General features: G+C 44.7%; 19 protein-coding genes and 2 pseudogenes. 8 read left to right on the top strand and 13 right to left on the bottom strand.

The genetic code is table 11. The annotated features are described in order from the left end of the window. Positions 1 to 359 precede the first annotated feature (359 nt). On the bottom strand, positions 360 to 1,115 hold the full coding sequence (locus H6G03_RS32295; RefSeq protein ID WP_190474130.1) for a response regulator transcription factor: 756 nt from the start codon (positions 1,113 to 1,115) through the stop codon (positions 360 to 362). Positions 1,116 to 1,411: 296 nt separating this feature from the next. Here H6G03_RS32295 and H6G03_RS32290 point away from each other — a divergent pair, with 296 nt between their 5' ends. Further along, complete coding sequence (locus tag H6G03_RS32290) at positions 1,412 to 2,512, top strand: YheT family hydrolase (protein WP_190474127.1); 1,101 nt, start codon at positions 1,412 to 1,414, stop codon at positions 2,510 to 2,512. Here the strand turns inward: H6G03_RS32290 and H6G03_RS32285 are convergent. Beyond that, on the bottom strand, positions 2,496 to 3,065 hold the full coding sequence (locus H6G03_RS32285) for a YIP1 family protein (protein WP_190474126.1): 570 nt from the start codon (positions 3,063 to 3,065) through the stop codon (positions 2,496 to 2,498). The two genes, H6G03_RS32290 and H6G03_RS32285, sit on opposite strands and share 17 nt — an antisense overlap. Before the next feature lie 144 nt (positions 3,066 to 3,209). Here H6G03_RS32285 and H6G03_RS32280 point away from each other — a divergent pair, with 144 nt between their 5' ends. After that, the gene (locus H6G03_RS32280) at positions 3,210 to 4,250 is read left to right on the top strand and encodes a hypothetical protein (protein ID WP_190474125.1); all 1,041 of its coding nucleotides are present in this window, start codon (positions 3,210 to 3,212) and stop codon (positions 4,248 to 4,250) included. Between the two features lie 305 nt (positions 4,251 to 4,555). Further along, positions 4,556 to 5,125: a DUF3611 family protein gene (locus H6G03_RS32275; protein ID WP_190474124.1), complete on the top strand. Its 570-nt coding sequence runs from the start codon at positions 4,556 to 4,558 to the stop codon at positions 5,123 to 5,125. A gap of 40 nt (positions 5,126 to 5,165) precedes the next feature. Here the strand turns inward: H6G03_RS32275 and H6G03_RS32270 are convergent, their stop codons facing one another. The 4 genes and pseudogenes from H6G03_RS32270 to H6G03_RS32255 all read right to left on the bottom strand — a co-directional run bounded on the left by H6G03_RS32270 (position 5,166) and on the right by H6G03_RS32255 (position 8,656). After that, a complete protein-coding gene (locus H6G03_RS32270) occupies positions 5,166 to 5,747 on the bottom strand; it encodes a hypothetical protein (RefSeq protein WP_190474122.1) in 582 nt (193 codons plus the stop codon). A 44-nt stretch (positions 5,748 to 5,791) separates the two neighbouring features. Then, positions 5,792 to 6,313: pseudogene (locus H6G03_RS32265) on the bottom strand (potassium channel family protein); the annotation flags it as partial. 16 nt (positions 6,314 to 6,329) lie between these two features. Next, positions 6,330 to 7,667: a DUF2254 domain-containing protein gene (locus tag H6G03_RS32260; RefSeq protein WP_190474119.1), complete on the bottom strand. Its 1,338-nt coding sequence runs from the start codon at positions 7,665 to 7,667 to the stop codon at positions 6,330 to 6,332. Beyond that, entirely contained in the window at positions 7,664 to 8,656 is a 993-nt protein-coding gene (locus H6G03_RS32255) for a mechanosensitive ion channel family protein (RefSeq protein WP_190474116.1), read from the bottom strand. Before H6G03_RS32255 ends, H6G03_RS32260 begins: the two co-directional genes overlap by 4 nt. A 341-nt stretch (positions 8,657 to 8,997) precedes the next feature. On the opposite strand from H6G03_RS32255, the gene H6G03_RS32250 reads away from it, so the two are divergent. Further along, entirely contained in the window at positions 8,998 to 9,978 is a 981-nt protein-coding gene (locus tag H6G03_RS32250; RefSeq protein ID WP_242057140.1) for a DUF389 domain-containing protein, read from the top strand. Positions 9,979 to 10,213: 235 nt separating this feature from the next. Here H6G03_RS32250 and H6G03_RS32245 read toward each other — a convergent pair whose 3' ends face one another. Continuing rightward, positions 10,214 to 11,248: a YihY/virulence factor BrkB family protein gene (locus H6G03_RS32245; RefSeq protein ID WP_190474129.1), complete on the bottom strand. Its 1,035-nt coding sequence runs from the start codon at positions 11,246 to 11,248 to the stop codon at positions 10,214 to 10,216. 448 nt (positions 11,249 to 11,696) lie between these two features. On the opposite strand from H6G03_RS32245, the gene H6G03_RS32240 reads away from it, so the two are divergent. The 3 genes from H6G03_RS32240 (at position 11,697) to H6G03_RS32230 (ending at position 15,517) form a co-directional block, all read left to right on the top strand. Then, positions 11,697 to 12,479, top strand: coding sequence for an SDR family oxidoreductase (locus H6G03_RS32240; protein ID WP_190474113.1), 783 nt, complete (start codon positions 11,697 to 11,699; stop codon positions 12,477 to 12,479). Positions 12,480 to 12,982: 503 nt separating this feature from the next. Beyond that, entirely contained in the window at positions 12,983 to 13,378 is a 396-nt protein-coding gene (locus H6G03_RS32235) for a hypothetical protein (RefSeq protein ID WP_190474111.1), read from the top strand. 192 nt (positions 13,379 to 13,570) lie between these two features. Then, a complete protein-coding gene (locus H6G03_RS32230) occupies positions 13,571 to 15,517 on the top strand; it encodes a two-component system response regulator (RefSeq protein WP_190474110.1) in 1,947 nt (648 codons plus the stop codon). A gap of 75 nt (positions 15,518 to 15,592) precedes the next feature. On the opposite strand, the gene H6G03_RS32225 is transcribed toward H6G03_RS32230, so the two are convergent. The 6 genes from H6G03_RS32225 to H6G03_RS32200 form a co-directional block, all read right to left on the bottom strand. Next, positions 15,593 to 16,594, bottom strand: a complete 1,002-nt coding sequence (locus H6G03_RS32225; protein ID WP_190474108.1) for an nSTAND1 domain-containing NTPase — start codon at positions 16,592 to 16,594, stop codon at positions 15,593 to 15,595. 352 nt (positions 16,595 to 16,946) lie between these two features. Then, positions 16,947 to 17,189 carry a hypothetical protein gene (locus tag H6G03_RS32220; RefSeq protein ID WP_190474107.1) on the bottom strand — a complete coding sequence of 81 codons (243 nt, stop codon included), beginning with the start codon at positions 17,187 to 17,189 and terminating at the stop codon, positions 16,947 to 16,949. Positions 17,190 to 17,423: 234 nt separating this feature from the next. Further along, a complete protein-coding gene (locus H6G03_RS32215; protein WP_190474104.1) occupies positions 17,424 to 18,632 on the bottom strand; it encodes an aminotransferase class V-fold PLP-dependent enzyme in 1,209 nt (402 codons plus the stop codon). 527 nt (positions 18,633 to 19,159) lie between these two features. Next, positions 19,160 to 19,708: an NYN domain-containing protein gene (locus tag H6G03_RS32210; RefSeq protein WP_190474103.1), complete on the bottom strand. Its 549-nt coding sequence runs from the start codon at positions 19,706 to 19,708 to the stop codon at positions 19,160 to 19,162. 217 nt (positions 19,709 to 19,925) lie between these two features. Continuing rightward, the gene (locus H6G03_RS32205) at positions 19,926 to 20,600 is read right to left on the bottom strand and encodes an ABC transporter ATP-binding protein (RefSeq protein ID WP_190474128.1); all 675 of its coding nucleotides are present in this window, start codon (positions 20,598 to 20,600) and stop codon (positions 19,926 to 19,928) included. A gap of 20 nt (positions 20,601 to 20,620) precedes the next feature. After that, entirely contained in the window at positions 20,621 to 20,890 is a 270-nt protein-coding gene (locus H6G03_RS32200) for a hypothetical protein (protein ID WP_190474101.1), read from the bottom strand. 274 nt (positions 20,891 to 21,164) lie between these two features. Between H6G03_RS32200 and H6G03_RS32195 the strand changes: the two are divergent. Next, positions 21,165 to 21,271 (top strand): annotated as a pseudogene (locus tag H6G03_RS32195) (photosystem II D2 protein (photosystem q(a) protein)); the annotation flags it as partial.

The raw sequence follows: 21,271 nt of genomic DNA, 5'->3' as shown, positions 1-21,271 counted from the left end.
TATATTGAAAATCAGAAGTGGAAGCCCGGTACTTGACGGCGATTAAAATCGCCAGGTGCATTCATCCCCATGTCTAAAGCCAGGGGCTTCCTGCACGGTTCAGGTGAGATCCCTGTTCATTTATATTTAATGTCGGTTTTTCGATAAATCATTTCTACACTGATAGTAATGGTGAAAAAGTCGATCTAGATACCTGAAAAGTCTGAAAAAGCGATATATCAAAATACGGTAGGACATACCGAAATCAATGCTTGCAAAGAAACGATCCTCTACTTAAACCTGGAACAGTGCTTAAACAAGAGCGCTCGCTGAAGCAAGAATTCCCCCGCCACAACCGTTTAGGTTTGGCGGTGGGAGTGTCAAGATTTTCCACCTTCTACACTTAATGAAGTCGTATCCGACCCCATTTGCTCGCGGCTGGGTAACTCCAAGCAGTAGCCAGCACCATATACTGTTTTGATGTAACGGGGGTGGCGCGGGTCTGGTTCCATCTTAGTTCTCAGGTGTCGGATATGTACCCGAATAGTTTCAATATCATCATCTGGGTCATAACCCCAGACTTCCTTGAGAATTTCGCTGGGAGAGACAGTTTGACCGTGACGTTGGAGTAAGCAGTGGAGTAGCTCAAATTCTAAATGAGTTAGTTTGATCGTCTGACCGAACCAAATCGATTCAAACCTTTCCGGAACGAGGGTCAGAGGGCCGTAGTTAAGAATTTCGGCGTGTTTGGCAGCTTGGGGAATGCGATCGGTACGTCGCAGTAGAGCTCGCACTCGTGCCAACATCTCCTCAATTTCAAACGGCTTGGTCATGTAATCGTCGGCACCAGCATTTAAGCCTTCTACCTTATCTTGGGTTTGACCCAAAGCCGTCAACATTAACACAGGGATATCGGCGGTGCGCTCATCCCGACGCAGGCGCTGGCAAACGGTGAAGCCATCAACCTTGGGTAGCATCAGGTCTAGCATGATCAAGTCTGGCTGTATTTGCAAGGCCAAAGCCTGACCTTTTATGCCATCTTCTGCTTGACTGACATCGTATCCAGCCATTTCCAGATTGACGGCGACTAATTCTGAGATAGCGGGGTCATCGTCGATGACGAGTATCCGAGGCATCATTATATAGCTTTGACTAAGGTGTTTTTTTAAGGTTCTATAAGAACCTGTTAAGGCATCCAAAGATTCCTGTACAGATTATAAGCAAGGATTCTAAATTCTTTCTAAAGAAGGCCAAGTTTTATTAAAGCTTTACAGCTACCAGCAGATGACATTTCGTCGTTATGGGTTATCAAGCTACTGGGGACGGATGGGTGGGACTGGTTGCGATCGCGTGAAAGGGTGGTGGATTTGGATCTGCTTGACAACTCTGCTGGTATCTTGAAGTAGTTTGAGATTGCAAGATCTGTTCCGATATGCCAATTCCTGCTTATATTCCGCCAAAGTCAGTTAGAAACGGTTTGGCCATGACGCTCTACACTGCTCTGTGGGCTAGTCGTAAGTGGGAAAGCACTATTACCGATCCGGAGCCGCCTTACCAAGAGACAATCTTTGCAGGCGCTGAAGATGTGCCGATTTTTGGTCTTGTAGCAATTCCCGACAACCCTCGCGGTACGATCGTGGGTACTTACGGCATTACAGGCTCTTTAGATAATCAATGGTTTCTCAGACTGCTGGGACGCAAAGCTTTCGCCAGGGGCTATGCAGTAGTTCTGTTTGACTGGCGAGCTCACGGTAAAACAGCTTTGTTATCTCCGACGCTAACTTCTGATGGCTTGTACGAGGGAGAAGATTTTGTTCGCGTTGCGGCTAAGGCTAAAACAATGGGGTGCCCGCCGCCGTTTTGGTTCGCAGGGTATTCTCTGGGAGGGCAGTTGGCGCTGTGGGCAGTTAAAGCAGCTGGCGAGTGGGGGAGTAACTCCAGCCCGTCCCGCGAGGAGGGAAGAGGAGAATTTGGCTCAGCATTCAATTTTGAGGATATTGGGGGAGCTGCGGTTATTTGTCCGAGTTTAGACTCAAATCGTTCCCTTTCTTATTTAGTGAAGCATCCTTGGGGTAGGTACTTGGAAAAGGCGATCGCACGGGAACTGAAAAAACTGGCTTGGCGTCTTTACGAAGCTCACCCAGACGCAATCGATCCGGATGCGATCGCACGGGCTAACAGTATCTGGGGTTTCGATCGCGAATTGGTAATTGAGAGGTTGGGCTTTCCATCTGTAGAAGCGTACTACGAGGCTAGCAGCGCCCTGCACATACTGCCACACTTAAAAAAACCGACTTTGATTTTATACGCCGCAGACGATCCGATGTTCGATCCGACGATAATACCCGACTTGCAAGCTGCTGCTGCTCAAAATCCCGATATTAACTTGGTATTAACTCAGTATGGCGGTCATGTTGGCTACATCAGCAGTATGGCTTGCCAGCGCCAAGCGGGAGACCCAGACCGTTGGTGGGCGTGGAATCGAGTTTTGGAGTGGTGCGATCGATTTCAGGATATTAAGTCGCTAAATTGACTAAGTACTGTTCAAATACTTGTACAAAACCAATTGCGACTTGAATTAAAGGCCAGCCTACCAAACAAATTATCGCTGCCGATCGAGTCTTGATATCTAAACCTTGACGAACTGCAACGATTGCCGCGAGCAAACTCCAGACAGATAAAACGAGTTCGATCGGTCGCCCTAACAAAGGAATCACCGTTAAAAAATTCAGCACTTGGGGAGAATAGGCATAGCCGATCGGAATGAGCAGATCTTTATAAGTGACGTGATTTGGTTTTAGCCACTGTCCTATTTTCGATATAGTTAAAGTCCAAAAATAGTAGCCTGCAACCACGCTGAGTTGATCGATTACAAGTGCCAGAATTAAGATCGGCAATGTAGCCCTATTGATTAATAAAATTATGGCACTGCCCAAGGCATGAGACACCGCTGCTAAAGTGACGATCGCTAAAGCTCTCCTGGCTCTTTTAGGTGTATTGTGAGCATTCTCATAAAAATTGGCATTCAAAGTTAACGCTTTCCAGATAGTCTTTGCTAAACTTCCTTTTGACTTCTGACTGTTCACAGCTAATTTTTAAGACCTTAGATAGATGACCGCATTGATTTGGTTATTATACTGTTTACTTTGGCAAAAAACAATAAAAAGTTCGATCGAAGTCTGGATTGATTTGCTGATTGTAAACTTGGTGATGCGCCCAAACGAGATAAAATGGTTCAGTTAATTTGGCGAATATTACTTTGGCTGCGAGGCGGAACATTAAACCTCTTGATTTTAGCCGGAGTATTACTTTTAATTTGGGGGATATTCTCACCCGTAGGAACTCTAGTGTGGTGGGTGAAGGAAGGCTCGGAAAATCTGGGTTTTAAACCTGAAGAGCCTAAAAACTTGCCAGCCGGAAAAAAATCGAATTTCGTTGCTAAACCTTCCAATATAAATTGTTATATAGTTTTTCTACCCGGAGTAGGAGATTTTTCTGCGGATGAATTAACTCCTGGAGAAGAAGAATTTCTAAACCGTTTGGTTAAGAGCCATGCCAATTGCGTAGCGGTCAGCGATGTTTTTCCCTATTCAGCAGCTAATGAAAGTTTAGGAGGAAGAAGACCCTTAGCTCCATTATGGCGATTTGCGAATCGGGCAGATGGCTGGCTGGATATGGCAGACGTGCTGATTAAAATTCGCAATTTGTGGCGATTTGCGATTTCCGCAGACGATCGCTACGGGCCGATCTACAATCAGGGAATCGCTACAGCTATTATCGATCGAATGCAAGCGGCACATCCGATTCCTCAGTCTAGCAATCAACCGTTTAAAATTATACTTATAGGCACTAGCGGAGGCGCACAAGTCTCGCTGGGAGCCGTTCCCTATCTTCACCAGTGGCTGAATGCAGAAATTAATGTTGTTTCTGTGGGTGGTGTATTTGCTGGTGATAAAGGTTTTAATGTATCCCAGCATATTTACCACTTGCGAGGTCGTCGAGATTGGGTTGAAGATATAGGTCGCGTCGTGTTTCCATCCCGTTGGCCTTGGACTGTTGGTTCTCCTTTTAATCAAGCAGTTCGGGACGGTCGTTACACAGCAAAAATCTCTGGGCCGCATAACCATGATGGCTCTCAAGGATACTTCGGTCAAGATTTAGCCAAGGGTAAAGATATTTCCTATGTAGATATCACGCTGGAAGAAGTTAACAAACTTCCGATTTGGTCTGTGCAGAAACCATCAGCAGTGAGACAAGGGAAAAGCGATTAGGGACTGAAAACTGGGGTGATTTTACTTTGCGATTTTAGGAATTTAAAATCATTCAAGCTACCATCCCCTTTGAGGAAATTACCAATAAATAGCCAATTAGAAATCGACCGCTAGTGGGAATATCGAGGAAACGAAAAAAATTGCGATCGCTCTTTCTTTCGGCGGGGGTATAACCGAGTATATAGAGGTATTCTGCAAGAACAGAGTAGCTTAGTTTTCGTATAGGGTAGGCGGCTATAGCCTTTCGGTTGAGACGTGGCCTATGCCTGGTCAAACCACTCTAGAAATTCTCCACAGAGACAGATATGCAAACTCAGTCAGAAACATCCTTACTTACCCCAACGAAACAAAAAGTTATTACCCTATTTCGCCTACTAGGCTGGCTTGGTTTCTGGGTAGAATTAGGCTTGGCTATTGCTTCTGGCTTAGCTTTGTTATTTTCTATCTCTGGACGTAACTTTGCCACTGAAACTAATGCCGGACTGGGAGTAGGGATATTTTGGGCTGTCGCTGGACTTTTCGCGCTGTTGTTCAGCATATTTTTAGCTTTCCGTTACACGCGCATAGCCAAACATTTGGCAAATCGTAATTCAGCAGTGCATCCAAAAAAAGCAGATACAATGCAAATGTTGCGACTGGGTGCGATCGTTAGTTTGGTGGGCATATTTTTATGCCTTTTAGGTGCTGGCGCGACTGTAGGTGTAATGGTAGCAAAAGCTGTATCTCAACCTCCTGGCGTAGCAATCACCGACCCCGACAAAATTATTCGTGCGCTTGATGTTTTTGTAGCGGTAGCAAATATCAACGGTATTGCCGGTCATTTTATGAGTGTTGTAATTTCACTTGGTTTGTACAATTGGCTGCATCGCGATTAGTAATGAAAAGTGCTAAGCAAATAAAGGAGAAATATTACGGTCAATTAATACGGGATTCTTGCGGCTCAACATCCCTAGATTTTGGGCGGGTTCGTTCTTGCAATGCCCATAAACTTAATAACGCTGCCATTGTAGCACCAATGCTATCCATAACTAAATCGCTGATTGTATCATCAAGGTCATTAATAACTTGAACCAGCCATTCAAATATTTCCCAAATAGCGCCGATCGAAATTCCAAAGCTAACGATCGTTAAAATATAAAGTAAACGGTGTTGGCGAAAAACAGTCAGCATCGAGCTATATACGAGAAAACTTAAAGCCAGTGTAATGGAAAAAGTCGTAAAGGCATGAGTAATTTCGTCGTATGGCCCAGGTTGGTAAAATAAACCCCAAACCCAACCACCTGCATTAAGCAACGCCGCTATCACAAACAGAAAATCGAATAGCGTTGGTAAGCGCTCGTCCATTAAAATAAAAACCAACGAAGCTAGCAAGAAAAAAGCTAGTGTCAATGCACCGAGCCAATTAGCTTGAAACATAGTAAATACGAACGCTAGCCCCAGTAAAAATTGTCCAAACCAAGCTATTTTGCGATATCCTCGCCAGTTGGTGCTGAGCATAGTTTTTTCCTCAATTTCTGTTAAATTGTTAAATTTTATCCTTCCTACTTTTGACGCGAAAGTGCTTGAATATCAGCCCGCAAAGCTGCTATTTCTTCATGTAATGCGGCAATAGATTTAGCACCTGCTATCTCTGCCTCATCATTTTCTGCATCCCGCCCTACAAAGAATGTAGCGATCGCAGCTGTTACATAACCAAATACAGCAAAAGCATATAGCGACAGCAGAAAGCAAAGTACTCTTCCCTCTGGAGTTTGGGGCCAATATTCAGATCCCATTGTTGTTATAATCATTGCCGTCCACCACAGTGCCGTACCGTAGTTATTTAATCCACCCCCATCAGAGTTATCTTTTTCAAACGCATACATCCCTGCCGATCCTACCAACGTTATTATCAACGTCAGGGTGACAACGTAGCCAAAACCGCGACGATTCATGCTAGAACTGAGGGCACGCATTCCGCGATTTACAGAAGTGATAACGCGCACCAGTCGCACTCCGCGAGTAGCTCTTAATAAGCGAACAACCCGCACAATTCGGAAGACGCGCAAAGCTGGCAACAATAGCTAGGAGTGATTCTAGTTAGGTAAGCGAGTACGGATTATTTAAAGCTTTCACTACTGCTAAATATCGTTCTTGAATACAAAATCGATCGTACTCTTCCGATATTTCTCGATCGCTGCTGCGCTTTATCGTTTCAGCATGACGCAGTAAAACATCGCGATGATTTTTATTTTGGGTATGAGTAGCGATAATAGCGATCGCTTCGAGCAAACGAATTACTACTGCTACATCCGGCTTGCTGTATTGTCGAATTTGGTTAAAGGCAGCATCGGTTAAATGTACAAATGTCGTTGCGTCAGCTATTACGCGCAATTTGTTGTCATCATCGTAGCGGTAAGGGGATGGAAACTCTCTTTCCGCCAAACAGCACAAAGCTGCACTAAGCTGGTCAATACACTGGATGGCAGTAAAGGGATCGTTGACACCTGGAGATATAGCACGCACCGCAATCTCCACCAGCTGGTTAACCAAAAACTCCACATCTTGTTGCTCCGTGCGTTGCCTGCCTAAAATGAAGGCGCTGTTGATTTCCTTTGCGAGCTTTTCATTAACTAATTTTCCAGGCCAAACCATTACCAGTTTAGTTCCCCGGAAGATAAATTTTCCGGGGCGATAGTTAAGACGCAAAAGAAGATCTTTTTGTTGAGCGATTTCCATCAATTTGTTGTCATCAATTGCTTGTAAATAACCGCTACAAACAGCGACGATCGCACAAGCTTCTCGATCGAAACTGGTTGGAATCTCGTCAATTTGCCGCCCAATATGCTTAGTATCCTGCCCTATTTTTTCTGGAAACAGCCGCTCAATTGCTTTATCCAATTCGTTGCCAACTTCCGAGATGACGTGGGATGCCTGAATTGATGTGGATGCGTGATGGATAAAATAAATCAGGACGCCGATGCTGACGATCGCCAAGACTATGCCGACTGTAACCGAAATTTGCGGCACAAATACATCGTAGTCCTCTCCACGGATCGTTCGCAGTACGAGCAAGCAGTAAATAAATGTGGCAATGAATGTACCCAGCACCACCTGATTGCCCGTATCCTGCATAAAATTGCGAAGCAGGCGCGGGCCGAATTGCGAAGAAGCAAGCTGAAGCGCTACCAGGGTAATGGAAAAGACGGTACCGGCAACGGTAATCATCGAACCTGCGATCGATGAAAGCACCGTTCTAGCACCTTCTGGGCCACCTGTGTACACCCAGCCCAACTGTTCGATCGGCCCAGATAAGTCTACCCTATCCAGGGTCAGCATTGCGATCGCCAGTGCGGTAGCGATAATAGCCATTAGTGTCGGCACAAACCAGTAGCTGGTGTGTAGAGAGTCCCATAGTTTGAGCAATTTGATTTTCATTTGTCGCTGTTACCATCTCTTTGGGAGCGCATTTCTGCCAGTTTTCGGAGAGAATCGCCAATACTGAGGGGTTTGGGGACTTGACCTTGGCCTGCGGGCCATCCTTCGCGCTGACGGGAGCGATCGCCGTCGGTTTCTTCGGTTTGGTCGTGAAACAGAATTTGCTGTGTTGGGAAAGGCAGATCGATGCCGTTGGCAGTCAGCTTGTTTTTAATTGCAGTCAGAACGCGATCGCGCATATCGAGAGCATCTGCGCGTCGGGGTGGTTGAATCCACCAGCGAGCGCGGATATTCACAGTACTGGGAGCGAGTTCCATTGTCAGCGCGTCGGGAGGCGGATCGCGCAACACTCCATCGACACTGTGCATTGCTTCCAGAATGAGTTGTTTGGCGCGATCGATATCATCGCCGTAGCCAATCCCGATATCGTATTCTAAGCGGCGTTTTTCAAAAGCAGTGTTCACCATCACCGAATTAGTAAAAAGCTCAGAATTAGGAATGACAATGCGACGACCATCGTAAGTCCTAATTGTGGTAGCGCGTGTCTGGATGTTTTCTACCGTTCCCTCATAACCTTTGAAAACAATTTGGTCATCAATTTGGAAAGGTTCAGTCAAAAGAATCAAGATACCAGCCAAAAAGTTCTGGAGAATATCGCGAAATGCAAAGCCGATCGCCACACCGCTAATACCCAGCAGTTGAATCAAATCTCCTGCCTGGAATGTCGGTATGATGATGGATAAAGCCACAAATAAACCGACTAAAATCACAATTCCCTGCGATAAACGCCCCAGCACCAGTCCCAAGTTCCTAGCTTGCCGATGCCTTCTGGTCAGACGTTTGACGAGCGACTTAATTTTACTGCCTGCGAAAAAAAACAGCGCGAAGACGATCGCCGCCAGCACAATGTTGGGCAACATGACGATTAGGCCATCTATCATCCCCTGAATCTTCGCCCATGCAGTTAATGCTGATTCCTGGAGATTCATGACACCTCCCTGCTGTATAAAACTTTGTTGATATTAATCAAAAATAAAATAATTAAAATCTACCCCTGGTAAGTAAATAGGCGTTTCATACTGCTTGTTGAGGGATATGTATACCAAGAAGGAAGTTTTGGGAGATGTCCTGGCCTGACGCCATATAACTTGATGTGACTGCAAAATTTGTCCCTAGCTTACCTGGGCAATATTACTAAATTTCTATGCGATAATGGGAAGTTTGAGACTGAGCAGATTGCTTTGTTGTCTAGTTGTTAAATATTCGCTCATACTTGTTTGCCGAGAAGGAGCCTATGTTGCTGAACTCTATCCGACTCAGGTTGAAAAAAATGCAAAGGCGCGAAATCGAGCCTCAAAATGTAGAGCAAATCCAAATAGAACTGTTAGAAGAATCAAGTTTAGATACTAATTATCTTGTCTTGATTTTAGGCTCGTGCGTAATCGCAACTTTGGGATTGTTATCCAATAGTGCCGCTGTAATTATAGGTGCAATGATTATAGCTCCTTTAATGATGCCTATCCGGGGATTAGCTTTTGGAGCATTAGAAGGAAACGTTGTTTTAGTTCGCAAAGGTTTGACGGCGATCGCAGTTGGGACACTTCTTGCAACTGTTTTGGCTATGTTGCTGGGTTTTTTGGTAAGACTTCCCGAATTTGGCAGCGAAGTGATCGCCCGTTCCAAACCGAATTTACTAGATTTGGGAATTGCCGTAGCAGCCGGAGGAATTAGCGGTTTTGCTAAAGTTCAGCCCAAAGTTTCTGGGACTTTAGCTGGAACTGCGATCGCAGTTGCTCTCATGCCGCCAATTTGTGTAGTTGGATTGGGTTTAGCTCAAGCAAATTGGTCACTCAGTTTGGGTGCAACGCTGCTTTATCTTACCAATTTACTCGGCATTACTATCTCGTGTATGTTCACTTTTTTAATGGCAGGCTACACGCCGCTGCATCGCGCCCACAAAGCGCTTAGTTGGGCTTTAGTTTTTACGGTCATACTTGTCATTCCTTTAGGTATAAGTTTTGTAGAATTGCTGAGGCAAAATCAACTCGAAGCCAGCCTTAAAAGGGCCTTACTCAATCGCACGATTACCTTTCAAAACGTTGAACTAATTAAAACGAATACAAACTGGCTAGCCAATCCGCCGGAAGTGCGCTTAACCGTTCGTACCAAGGAAGCTTTAACGCCAAAACAAGTAATACTTTTAGAAAAGTTTGTAGAAAAGGAAATGAGACAGCGGTTTACCCTCATATTTGAGGTCAGCCAAGTTGAAGAAGTGAGGCGAGACGACCCAGATAGTGGCTCTTCTGAGTAGAAAGTTTAGCCTTACTATTGCCCAACTAAACTCTCTAGAAGCCGCGCAACGGACTATTGTCCGTTGCGCTCTAACCAACTTGTTTGAAGAGCATTTGGTTAGACAAATACAATTACTATATTATGATGTTTGTTTGCATAATGCAAGAGGGTTTACAAAAGTTTTTACCAAGTCGATCGGCACAAGCTTTCGCTCAATCTGCAAAGCATTTATGGCAGAAGAGTTAAAGCACTTCTTACCGATATCGATTCTTCCTTTTGCCGCCCAATCGTTGCAGAAAACCATACCATCCAGAACGTTTGGACATCCTTCTGTTGCTGCGGTTTGTCTGTTCTGATTCTGATGCCGCTTCAAGGTCGTTTGTGCGAGGAATTCCTTGTTGTCTGCGAGCTTCATCAGTGAGAGGTATCGCATTTTTATCGGGGACAATTTGAGAGCCATATTTTCTCGCGTAAACTTGAGTGAACTCTGCGCCGAAAAAGAGAATTTGGGCAGCATAGTAAACCCAAGCCAGGATAACTACGATCGAACCTGCTGCGCCGTAAGTCGAACCAAAACTGCCGTTCCCCAAATACATCCCCAGTAGAAACCTACCGATGGAGAACAGTAGGGACGTAATAGCAGCACCAATCCAAACATCACTCCATGCAATTTTGACATCTGGCAAGAATCGATAAATCATCGCGAACAGCAGCGTAGTCACACCGAAGGAGATGACAAAGTTGGCCAGCAGCCACACAAAGTCAATACCGGGTAGCAAGTTGCTTAAATAAGAGTTAAGTCCTGCTAATACGGCGCTAATAATCAGCGATACCAGTAGTAAAAAGCCAATTACCAACACCATTGCGAAGGACAAAAAGCGTTTGCGAATGAAGCCTTTCACGCCCAGATCTGGTTTTGGTGCCACTTCCCAAATAGTATTGAGGGCATCTTGCAGTTCCCCAAACACGCCAGATGCGCCGAAGAGTAGGGCGATGATGCTGATAATGGAAGCAATAGTCCCAGTCGCTGGTTTGTTAGCGTTTTCAATTGCCGTCTCGATCACTTCCGCCCCGCTTCTGCCTACCAAACCTTGAATTTCGGTAACGATTTGACCCCTGGCGGCTTCTTCACCAAATACAGAGCCTGCGATCGCAATGACGATAATCAACAGAGGTGCGATCGAGAACACCGTATAGTAAGCTAACGCTGCTGCCAAGCGCGACGCTTTATCTTCATTCCATTCATCAAAAGTTTCTTTCAGCAATCCCCAAATCGTCTTTAAATTCATGGGCACCGCTCTTTTCCGGGAAAGGTTATTCTGTGTAGAGGTACGTTGGCGCATCTTCTCGCTCTTAATTGAATGTTTCCGACTTATTTTCTGGTTTACTGCCTTCAGGTATAAGAGCGCATCTATCGGATGAGCTAAAATTTGTCAAATTTGGAAAATTAGTGAGATTTTTTCGATAAGCTTGCCAAATTCTACCTTCAGACCGATCGAAAAAACTTTAGTCTTATGCTTTGCTTAAAATGAGAACCGATTGTTGTTAGATAAAGTCCTAGCTTGTGGTTGTTGCAGTGTAAGGAAATGGCCAAACCGAAGGTGAAAAATTTGGCTTTTGTCTTTAAAGTTATCCCTCTTGGGAAGAATTGCAATACCGATAGCGAGGACATGATATTGAAACGCAGCTATATAGCTGCTCCTATAGTTTTAAAACATTAACCAAAGCAGGATAAATATGCAGCTAGCAGGAAGAGTAGCACTTATTACGGGAGCCGGTTCGGGAATTGGTAAAGCAGCAGCTGCGTTGCTGGCAAAAGAGGGTGCAAAGATTGGCGCACTGGGACGTACAGGAGATGAAGTTGGTAAAATTGTCGCTCAAATTGAGGGGAATGGTGGCGAGGCGATCCCATTATTGGCGGATATTTCCCAGCCAGATGAGATGCAAAAAGCAATCCAGCAAATTGTAGATAAATGGGGACGGCTAGATATTGTTTTTGCAAATGCAGGTATCAATGGAGTCTGGGCACCGCTAGAAGAGTTGACGCCGGAAGAATGGGATAAAACCATCAATGTCAATCTCAAAGGAACATTTTTAACTGTTAAATATGCCGTACCTTATCTTAAAAAGCAGGGCGGCTCGGTTATTATTACCTCGTCGGTTAACGGTACTAGAATGTTTAGCAATACCGGTGCCACTGCCTATTCATGTTCTAAAGCTGCACAGGTTGCATTTACGAAAATGGTGGCGTTGGAACTGGCGGAACATGGTGTCCGCGTGAATGTCATCTGTCCGGGTGCGATCGAAACGAATATAGACGAAAACACGCAACGACGCAACCTGGATAAAGTTAAAGAACCCGTTGAGTTTCCGGAAGGGGAAATACCGTTAACTGACGGAGACCCGGGAACTTCAGAACAGGTCGCACAGTTGGTACTATTTTTGGCTTCGGACGCTTCCAGCCATATTAGCGGCACAGAAATTTGGATTGATGGGGCGCAGTCGCTGCTACAAGGGTAGAGGCTTACGCATAAATTCAGTTGATTTGAATTGTGTGTAAGTCTAATTTATAGAAGTAACTCAAATTGCCATTTACCTGCAAATACGTATGTTGTTGCGCTGAAGCGCTCGATCGCAACAACATACGTATACTAAGTAGCAACTTGAGTTAGTACACAGCCCCTGAGCGATAAAAATTTTTTAATTAAACGAAATAATTTATTAATCAAACATGATTATTGCTTTTAGGATAGGATTCTTAATAAGATATAAAATTAATTTGCAGAATTATTTATTTTATCATATCTATTGAGAAGCAGTCTCAAAGAGATTGCTTTCACAAAAGACAATCATATATTTTATTACTCAATCCTATATGTTTATATTAAGTTTAGTTGAAAAATTATGAATTTCCCCCACCAAGAGTCAAGCTAAGAGAGTAAAATATTTTTTTAGCTTTTGCTTTATATAGCCAAGGGCGAGCGACTGTTTCTAGCAAAACCATCCAAACAAACAACTCTCCCATGACACTTCTAACAAGCGAGCATCAAATTGCAAAAATTCCACGAAAAGTGGCGCTACGCCTTGTTTTAGTGATGCCATTTGCCCTGCAAATCTTTGGCGCTGTAGGCTTGACAGGGTGGCTTTCGCTACGCAACGGCCAGAAAGCAGTTAAGGAAGTCAGCACGCGATGGCGGCGCGAAGTTACCGCCAGTGTCGATCGGCACTTAGAAACTTACTTGGAAACGCCGCACTCGGTCAATGCGATCGGCATCGAACCCATTCGTCGTTTCCATCTGTGGAATCCAGACGGTATGAGGAGGAAAACAAGTTACTTTTTTTGGCAACTCCAGCACTTTTCAAGTGTGAATTATATTAGTTTTGGAGTAAAAAAAAGAATATGCTGGTGCTGGTTATAACCCCAATTATGGCACGCCTGTTATTGAAATTACTGATAAATCTACCGATACGATAATTAGCATAGATAAGAATGGGGATGCAAGTCAGGAAAATAAACTTAGCCAGAGTGCGATCCCCGTAATAGACGCGGTACAAAACTATTTAAAACAGCCTATTGACATAATTTGTTAATAATCAGCGAGTAAATAAAAATGGAAAATCCAAAACAAGAGTTAATCCTAGTTGTTGACGACCATCCTGCTAACCTCAAATTGCTGTTTAGTTTTTTGAAATCATCTGGCTTCAAAGTGTTAGTGGCAGAAAATGGAGAAAGCGCGATAGAAAAGCTAAATGAGGTATCGCCGAACCTAATTCTGTTAGACATAATGATGCCAGGAATAGATGGTTTTGAAACCTGTCGTCGTTTGAAAGCATCAGTGGCAACAAAAGATATTCCCGTAATTTTTATGACGGCGCTAACCGACAATATAAACAAAATAAAAGGTCTATCGATAGGGGCGGTCGATTATATTACCAAACCTTTTCAGCAAGAAGAAGTTTTGGCTAGAGTAAAACTGCATTTAAAACTGCGTTCTTTGACGAAGACGCTCGAAGCTCAAAATCAGCTTCTCAAACAGGAAATTGCGGCGCGGATCTCAGCAGAAACAGAATTGCAGAAGCTGACACAAGAGTTAGAGCAACGAGTGGCTGAGCGAACATCGGAACTTACAGACGCTATGCAAGATCTTCAAAAAACGCAAATTCAACTATTGCAGAGGGAAGAAAAATTGGGGCGTTTTGCCTTTCAAGATTCGCTGACGGATCTGCCTAACCGAGCTTGGTTTATGAATAGGCTAGCACAGGCGATCCAGGCTGCTCGCGAACGTCAAGATTATTTATATGCGGTGCTATTCATCGATCTAGATCGCTTCAAAGTAGTAAACGATAGCCTGGGACATTTGTTAGGCGATGAATTACTGAAAAGTGTTAGCCGCAAACTGCAAGCTTGTTTGCGTCACACAGATACTGTTGCGCGTTTTGGGGGAGATGAGTTTGTTATTTTATTGTCAGATATTAAAGATATAAGCGAAGCGACTAAAGTTGCCGATCGCATCCAAAAAGAATTAAAACAGCCGTTTCAATTAAACGATTATAAAGTGTTCACCGAAGTAAGTATTGGCATTATCCTCAGCACCACGGGATACGATCGCCCAGAAGACGCGCTCAGGGATGCAGATGCGGCAATGTATCGCGCTAAAGCTAAAGGGAAAGGGCGTTACGAAGTCTTCGATCCCACAATGCAAACACTTGCGATGGCACGGTTGCAGCTGGAAAATGACTTAAGACGGGCGATCGACTTGCTACCTTGCTCAAGCACCGCCAGCGCCAGACAGGAATTTTGCCTTTACTATCAGCCAATTGTATGCCTCTCTACAGGTAAGCTAAGTGGTTTTGAAGCATTGCTGCGCTGGGATCATCCATCTTTAGGATTAATATCGCCCGATCGGTTCATTCCTATTGCTGAAGAAACTAGATTGATCGACGATTTAGGGTGGTGGGTTTTGCAGGAAGCGTGTCGCCAACTAAAGATTTGGCAACAACAGTTTCCCCAAAAACCTCCCCTAGCAATTAACGTAAATTTTTCTGCCGTGCAAATTAAACAAGTGGATCTGCTGCATCGAATAGAAGAAATTTTACGCGAATCTGCGATACCAATAACATCTTTAAAACTAGAAATTACCGAAAGTTGTATTTTAGAAACTTTAGACTGGGAAGAAAAAACTTTAAAGCAACTAAAAGCTTTAGGTATTAATTTATGTATTGATGATTTTGGTACAGGCTACTCTTCTTTAAGCCGCTTGCACGAGTTTCCCATTGATACTTTAAAAATCGATCGCTCTTTTGTGAGTCGCATTGCTTCGGATAAAGATGATACTCAAATTGTGCAAACCATTGTTACGCTTGCCCGCAGCCGAGGTATGGATATAGTAGCAGAAGGGATAGAAACGCTTTTCCAGCTACAGAAGTTGCAAGAATTAGGATGCGATTTCGGGCAAGGGTACTTTATCTCTATGCCTGTAGATAAGGAAACTGCAACGGAACTTTTGGCTCGCAAGCAAATATTGCAGGCAGTACTACAGAAAGAAACTAAAACTTAACGATGAGGGCTTTTTGGCAGAATCTTACAACCGTTGACTTTCCTGCTACCAAAACTGTTGCTATTTTTAGTTCGCTCACCACTTGCCCAGGACTTTTTGAAGTGCCTCCAAAACCTGCGTCTGTTTCACCAAACTTACAACAACCGCAACCACCAAAATGAGGAGTGCTATACCGCTAACAGTTTTGCCAAAATACTTTGCTGATGAAGTAATGTTCCAAAAACCTTTAGGGATGCGACGCGCTTGTTGTTCAAATTTAGCTTTTGCCCAACCAACTTTTTGCTTTTGCTGACGCGCTTCCCACAACAAACTACCTGCTAATTGCAATAAATAAGGATGACATCCACCCCACTGTCTGGCGAGGCGTTGCTCATCGTTTCTCAAAGCAGCAGGGGCACCTGTTTTGGCAGGTAAACTTACCAGTTCTCTTGCTTCCTCTTCCGTAAGTTCCCCTAGAGTCAGTACGTAAGCTAAATTAAAGAAAGAAGAAGTTAAATTATATCGTTTGCCATAAAAATCGAGTTTTCTGTGCGAAGCTACCACTAGCATCAAACTGTTACCATTAATTAAAAAGCGGAGATTATCGAAAAATCCGGCATCAAATTGTTTGGGATGGTGGAATAAAGCTTCAAACTCATCTAAGCAAAGTACTGGTAAAACTCCCTGCCGTTTCCACTCTCCCAGTACAGCAGAAAATGCCTGACGATCGAAGGATGTAACTTGAAAAGGTCTGGTTAAGCTTCGTTGCGATCGCACCTTGGGCTGATTGAACAATTGTCTGGCTACGGCATGATAGAAATCTATCTCATCGTGACACTGTGAGTTTTGAAGGTCGAGGTAAATCCCAACATAACGATTGGGATTCTGCACTCGCTGTTCGTAAGTCTGGAAAAAGTGATACAGCAGGGAAGATTTGCCGATACTCCTTTTGCCCACAATATTGATGCTGATTGGTTGAGCGCCTGTCATCCGGGAGGTAATGGCCTCTAATTCTGTTTTACGGCCCACAAAAAACTGGGGGTCGGTAATCATGGGCCCAGGAATAAAGGGACAGGAAGGCAGCGAGCTGTTGGTCATACAACAGTTCTACAACAAGTTGACGCGAGCAGCTGTAATCAAGCAGGTTTATGAGGATTTATATCTGATTTTCAACAAATTGATACATTTTGTTTTATTTTTTTGAAAGATGTACATAATTTTAAAGTGCAGCTATCAGTGTTTTTTTTACATTTCAATAGCAAGCGCCAGATACTCTGGCGCTGAAACTAAAACGTTAAATATCCTCTGTATAAATAATTATTTTATATATACTTAATTAATCTTAAAACTGTCGATTGTAAACAATCAACAGTTATGGATTAAGCTGCATAAAAAATTTTTAACTTTCATTACACCCACTGGCTTAGCTCCTGTTATACCGATCCGTAAGCTAGGAAGCAATATCGGCAACTGATGCTAAGAAATGTGAGCTTGCCACAACCTTGATGCGATTTCTACGCACCGCATACTGAATTCGCCTAATGCAACTTTGTTCCTCCTCACTGAGGCTGTTTTGCATCATTGCAAGCGTCAATCTATTGTATTCGGCGCGACTAATTCTCCCAGAACGACTGGCGCGTGCAAAAATTTCCGACAGAGTGTAAGGAAAGAAACCAGGTTGAACTATGAGCATAATTAGTTTTCGCCTTCTTCGATTATATGAAGTATAACAATTATCAATTTAAAGCGTAAAGGTGAAAAACTGGGGAAGAAAAAAGTTTGCAGTAAACTATTTTCAATAAGTTCTGACTCTCCGCAAAGTTTCCGAAAATTTAACTAATTAAATAATTATTGAGATAGATGCAATAAAGTATCGTTAGTTACATTTATAGCTAACATACCGAAAAACAAATTTGATTTAACTTAATTACCCTTCAATTAATTGTCCGATCGCCAAAGCCAAATACTCGTACTGTGCTGGTGTATTATAAATTTGAGCCGAAATGCGAAGCAGCTGCTTTGGTGCGGTAGGCCAGGGAACTACCGGTACTTCAATACCAAATTTTTTAAACAGGGCATCTTGCAACAGGGGGATTAACGGTGCTTTTCCTGTATGAGGCACTGCATCCGGCAAAGGTACAACTGCCATTGCGGCGATCGTCTCATCCGGACAAGGCGGCGAAACACCAAGCGCTTTGCAAAGAGTCTGCCTAGCTGCTAGTGCTAATGCTCGATTTCGTGCCATTAACTCTGGCCATCCACCCTCAAGCAGCGATCCCATAAATTTAATTGCTGCCGGTACGCAGAGGTAAGCAGTGGGATCGTCCGTTCCCATCCAGTCAAACTCTAGCTGGAAAAGGGATCTGTCTGTGCGTGGAGAATTTGCGCCGTGACTGATGGTCATCGGACGAATCTGGGATTGCCGATCGCGGCGGACATACAAAAATGCTGCTCCTTTTGGCGCACACAACCACTTGTGACAGTTGCCTGTATAATAGGTTGCGCCTATTTGGTGCAAGTTCAAGGCCAACATCCCCGGCGCGTGGGCACCATCTATAAGAGTATCTATTCCAAGTTCGGTGAGTTTTTGTACTATTGACTGGATGGGAAAAATCAAGCCTGTCTGACTGGTGATGTGGTCTAATAATACCAACCGCGTTTGCGATCGCACCTTTTCCATGACTGCTTCTATTATTCGATCGGGCGATTCGATCGGGAAAGGCACTTTTGCCACCACCACCCGCGCACCCGTCTCGGCAGCGACAAAATCAAGCACATTGCGACAAGCGTTGTATTCTTGATCTGTAGTCAGCAACTCGTCATCCTTGCTGAATTTGAGCGATCGCAGCACCGCATTCACCCCAGTTGTAGCATTGGGGACAAATACCAATTCCGAAGCGTCTGCACCGATAAACTCAGCTAACTCGCTTCTTGCCGCATCCAGCAGTGCTTCATATTCCCGCACGAAAAAGCGCAGCGGCTCTCTTTCCATCTGCTGTCGCAGGCGCTGTTGCGCCTCCAACACAGGCAGCGGACAGGCACCAAACGAGCCGTGATTGAGAAATGTGATGTCCGCATCAAGCATCCAGAACTTTTCAAACTCTGAAGGTGTAGGTTTGAAGTTTGTTTTTTTCATCCTTCATCCTTCATGTTTCTCTCTTTTAAAACTCCCCGGGTAGGATTCGAACCTACGACCAATCGGTTACACTTATCCCAACGTTTCCGAAGGGGGTGGACTATCTCATCATCCACATGGGATGTCGGGCGCTGTAGGATTTATTGGTTAGGCTCCTCATCCTTAGTCTCTGCTCCTTTCTGGCTACCTGCGGATCGCCGCTGCCTTTTGCCAGACTTGGTTCAGGGTTGCCGCCACCCGAAGTGCTGCGGTTTCCTTGAATTCACCCGATTTTCCACTACTCGTTTCCGAGTAGCGCTGCTAGGTAATGCAAGCAATCTTAAAGATTTACTTGTTTCTGTCCCTTACAGCCGACCGCTCTACCACTGAGCTACCGAGGAATGTGTGCTTTGCTTGTGCAACGCTTATCTATATTAACGGTAATTCCAGAGATTTGGCAAGCCCTTTGGCAAATTTTTTTTATTTGGACTCTAAAATCGCCGTAATTTGCACCCTGTCTGACTTTCGCCAGTTTTAAATCTTTGCGCTCACCTAAATCCATTTCGCAGTTCAGCCAAGCGCTGTCTGGATTTAGGATCGAGAGAGTTGGCTAAGAAACGACTTGATGATTGACTGCGCGGTTTGTGTTTGCGCCGGATGCGCTGAGCGGTTAACTCTACTTCGTGGGCTAGCCGCTGTGCTGACATCCATTCAGCACCGTAACCTACGATCGTCAGTTGTTGGGCTCTGTCTGATGTCGCTACAATCAGCCGCCGCTGAAATTGCCGCAGCTCGTGGTGCAAGTCAGCACAGATTTTCTCGATAAAAGTATCTGCTGTTTGGCCAAAGTCGGTGAAGGAAATCGATAAATTCTCCGTTATGACTTCGCTAGTACTGGGAGTGTCTCGATACTGGGCGTCGAAAACTATCTGAGTACCGAAACCTTGAAAAGCGGTGTAGCCGATTAGAGATTCAATCAGTTGCCAGCGGGCTGCCTCTAATCCATTGCGATCGCGCTCGTGTAGCAGCGTCGGCCAAGCGCCAATTATGTTGTAGCCGTCCACGAGCAAAATAGCTGACGGCGAGGAGGGTGTCATTTTTCAACTGCCAAATTTTTCTAAACTTAACAATTAAGATGGTAATTCATCTCTTAATAGTAATCAAAGTGTTAAAACGGTGGACATTTTACACATTATGTGCATAGTGTCCACCACGTTAAGGCGTCGGGGCTGGAGGAGAGTGGGGGAGCGGGGGAGTGGGAGAACGAAATACCGGGAAGAGATTCTTAATTTTGACTTTTGACTTTTGACTTCCTCAGATAATTTCCTGAACTTGCATCAAGCGTTGTTTTAAGCGTTTGGGATCGCCTCGGTCTACAACAAAACCCCGTTCCAACAGGAATGCGCCATCGCAGTAATCTAACTCATCTAAGCGGTGCGTTACCCACAAAGCAGTTATGCCCTGACTATTGACTAAGCGCCGCACTTGAGCTACCAAGTCTAACTGACTGTCTGGGTCGAGAAGGGCGGTGGGTTCATCCAGCAGCAAAACTTCGCAACGACGAGCGATCGCACCGGCGATCGCGACCCGCTGCTTCTGGCCTCCACTCAAAGCATAAATTGGGCGTCGCTGCAACGCCCATAAGTTCACAGCTGCGAGCGCTTCTTCCACCCGCTGGCGAACTTGGAGCAAGGGAAGGTTTTCTTCCACCAGTCCAAAGGCAACATCAGCTCCAACTGTAGGCATCACCAATTGATGGTCGGGATTTTGGAAGACGAATCCTGCTGGCTGTGCAATCTTAATTTCACCAGACTGGGGACGCAAAAGCCCAGCCAGCAATCTCAGCAAAGTTGATTTGCCGCTGCCATTAGTACCCAAAAGCATCCAGAATTCGCCTTTAGGAACAGTCAGAGAGCAGGACTTTAAAACCGTTTCGCCGCCAGCCCAGCCAAAACAGACATCTTGGACTATGATGGCCGATTCTGCCATGTCATCACCGTTGCGGGCGTTCATCCTTCACTCATCGCGAAAAAGCCAGGGGGTCTGCCAGCAGCGGCGGCACCGGACTTTTGAGATATTTGTACTGCTGTGATTTCCGTACTCAGGACAGCGATCTTTTTTTCTGGCTGTTTGTCGCAGGTAAGCTCCAGAATTTGAGAGCTGCCGGAACGCATTGCGTCCAGAACTCGATTGTAGAGTTGCTGAGCCTCGTCCTCTGACTTTCGCTGCACCGAAAGCGGGAAAGGAGTGTTCTTGAGAGTCAGGTCGATAGTGAACATGAGGGTTTAAAGGGTTTTGGTTAATTTCACGACTATTTTCTAGTATTGCAAAGTTGACTCATCCCAGCAGCAAACCTTTGTGAGCAAAATTCGGCAACGAAATCAGTCAAGGGGGTGAAAAATTAGAAAACTTACACTTATAATGAGAGACATGGTAAAGAAACGTAAACTTGAATTACGTTTTAACAGGTTTTGTGCGTAGTCATAACTGCTTAGCAGTTAGGCAACGATCGAACCGCCTACCCGTACTCATATCTATTCGGAGATCCACGTCATGACTGTTGCAGTCGGACGCGCCTCAGCACAAAGAGGATGGTTTGACGTCCTCGACGACTGGTTAAAGCGCGATCGCTTCGTATTCGTCGGCTGGTCCGGCATCCT

It is taken from the genome of Aerosakkonema funiforme FACHB-1375 (assembly GCF_014696265.1).
Taxonomy (GTDB): domain Bacteria; phylum Cyanobacteriota; class Cyanobacteriia; order Cyanobacteriales; family Aerosakkonemataceae; genus Aerosakkonema; species Aerosakkonema funiforme_A.
This window is presented reverse-complemented; position numbering and strand designations above follow the sequence as displayed.

Bases quoted from the DNA above. Each gene is read 5' to 3' on its own strand.
- H6G03_RS32295 (WP_190474130.1), bottom strand. From the start codon at position 1,115: ATGCCTCGGATACTCGTCATCGACGATGACCCCGCTATCTCAGAATTA.
- H6G03_RS32290 (WP_190474127.1), top strand. From the start codon at position 1,412: ATGCCAATTCCTGCTTATATTCCGCCAAAGTCAGTTAGAAACGGTTTG.
- H6G03_RS32280 (WP_190474125.1), top strand. From the start codon at position 3,210: ATGGTTCAGTTAATTTGGCGAATATTACTTTGGCTGCGAGGCGGAACA.
- H6G03_RS32275 (WP_190474124.1), top strand. From the start codon at position 4,556: ATGCAAACTCAGTCAGAAACATCCTTACTTACCCCAACGAAACAAAAA.
- H6G03_RS32270 (WP_190474122.1), bottom strand. From the start codon at position 5,747: ATGCTCAGCACCAACTGGCGAGGATATCGCAAAATAGCTTGGTTTGGA.
- H6G03_RS32260 (WP_190474119.1), bottom strand. From the start codon at position 7,667: ATGAAAATCAAATTGCTCAAACTATGGGACTCTCTACACACCAGCTAC.
- H6G03_RS32255 (WP_190474116.1), bottom strand. From the start codon at position 8,656: ATGAATCTCCAGGAATCAGCATTAACTGCATGGGCGAAGATTCAGGGG.
- H6G03_RS32250 (WP_242057140.1), top strand. From the start codon at position 8,998: ATGCAAAGGCGCGAAATCGAGCCTCAAAATGTAGAGCAAATCCAAATA.
- H6G03_RS32245 (WP_190474129.1), bottom strand. From the start codon at position 11,248: ATGAATTTAAAGACGATTTGGGGATTGCTGAAAGAAACTTTTGATGAA.
- H6G03_RS32240 (WP_190474113.1), top strand. From the start codon at position 11,697: ATGCAGCTAGCAGGAAGAGTAGCACTTATTACGGGAGCCGGTTCGGGA.
- H6G03_RS32235 (WP_190474111.1), top strand. From the start codon at position 12,983: ATGACACTTCTAACAAGCGAGCATCAAATTGCAAAAATTCCACGAAAA.
- H6G03_RS32230 (WP_190474110.1), top strand. From the start codon at position 13,571: ATGGAAAATCCAAAACAAGAGTTAATCCTAGTTGTTGACGACCATCCT.
- H6G03_RS32225 (WP_190474108.1), bottom strand. From the start codon at position 16,594: ATGACCAACAGCTCGCTGCCTTCCTGTCCCTTTATTCCTGGGCCCATG.
- H6G03_RS32220 (WP_190474107.1), bottom strand. From the start codon at position 17,189: ATGCTCATAGTTCAACCTGGTTTCTTTCCTTACACTCTGTCGGAAATT.
- H6G03_RS32215 (WP_190474104.1), bottom strand. From the start codon at position 18,632: ATGAAAAAAACAAACTTCAAACCTACACCTTCAGAGTTTGAAAAGTTC.
- H6G03_RS32210 (WP_190474103.1), bottom strand. From the start codon at position 19,708: ATGACACCCTCCTCGCCGTCAGCTATTTTGCTCGTGGACGGCTACAAC.
- H6G03_RS32205 (WP_190474128.1), bottom strand. From the start codon at position 20,600: ATGGCAGAATCGGCCATCATAGTCCAAGATGTCTGTTTTGGCTGGGCT.
- H6G03_RS32200 (WP_190474101.1), bottom strand. From the start codon at position 20,890: ATGTTCACTATCGACCTGACTCTCAAGAACACTCCTTTCCCGCTTTCG.